The following is a 1,025-nucleotide window of genomic DNA, read 5'->3' on the forward strand; positions in this document are numbered from 1 at the left end:
ATGAACTGTCATTGCTTCTACCAATAGACAACACACTAGTATTACCTCAAAAGCAGCTGAAGCACTACAAAGCGATAAAGAACTTATTACTTAAGGCTGGAGGCAAATACAAAAAAGGGGCATTTCATTTCGAGTATAGAAACGTAGTTGATATACAAAAGAAACTTATCGAAGGAGAAGAGCTCAATGATAAGAAAAAATACCAAATGTTTTTCTCTCCGGACACTCTAGCAGATGAAATGATGATTGACTTAGATCTCAGGCCTGAACATAGATGGATGGAACCTAGTTGCGGCGATGGTAGGTGTGCAAATCGTATGGCTCGAATTAGTGATAATGGTGTTGCTATCGAGCTGAACCCTCAGAACTTCGACATGCTTAAGCATCATAGATACGCAACTCACTGTATGGACTTTATGGAGTACCCTGAGGGTAATAAGTTCGACCGTATTTTGGCTAACCCCCCATTCAATAAGCACCAGGATATTAAGCATATAAGAAAGATGTTCAATCACTTAGACATCGGTGGCCGCTTAGTTACCATAGCAAGTGATGGAGCGGTTAACGGGACCCGTAGAATTCAAAGAGAATTCCAAGAATGGCTGAAGGAGCTGGGCGCATCGGTCACTAGTTGTAAAGAAGGGACTTTCTCCGAATCTGGTACACAAGTGAAGACTGTAAAAATAGTGATTTCAAAAGGTAAATCTAATGAGTGTTAAATGTATAGCAAGACCTAAAGAAGGCGAGAGCTGTTTAATTACTGGACTAGAGGCATCTAATCTATATTGCTATGGGGAAAATTTTATCTTGAAGGAGTTGGTACCAGCTCCAGCTGATGGTTGGACCTACGAAGATTTAGAGGAGTGCTGCTCTAAGTTTGAATACGATTATGCAGATGTCTATCTAGGCGAGCAATGGATAGGCAGCACAGAAATTTAGTGGTTAATTGAGAATGCCATGGCCTTAGATTTTTTAAGGGCCATGTCACCCCAGGAATTCACTAAAGACGAACAGAGTAATAGAAA

2 protein-coding genes are annotated in these 1,025 nt (G+C 40.7%); both read left to right on the top strand.

What is annotated here, in order from left to right; genetic code table 11:
- Positions 1-719, top strand: a 719-nt coding sequence (locus tag IQR33_RS14930; RefSeq protein ID WP_193843793.1) for a methyltransferase, incomplete at its 5' end; no start/stop codon positions are given.
- Positions 709-939 (top strand): hypothetical protein, encoded by a 231-nt coding sequence (locus IQR33_RS14935; protein WP_025636573.1) that lies wholly within the window; start codon positions 709-711, stop codon positions 937-939. The genes IQR33_RS14930 and IQR33_RS14935, both read left to right, overlap by 11 nt.
- Positions 940-1,025: the final 86 nt, after the last annotated feature.

The organism is Vibrio sp. OPT46 (assembly GCF_015163535.1).
In the GTDB taxonomy this organism is placed as follows: domain Bacteria; phylum Pseudomonadota; class Gammaproteobacteria; order Enterobacterales; family Vibrionaceae; genus Vibrio; species Vibrio alginolyticus.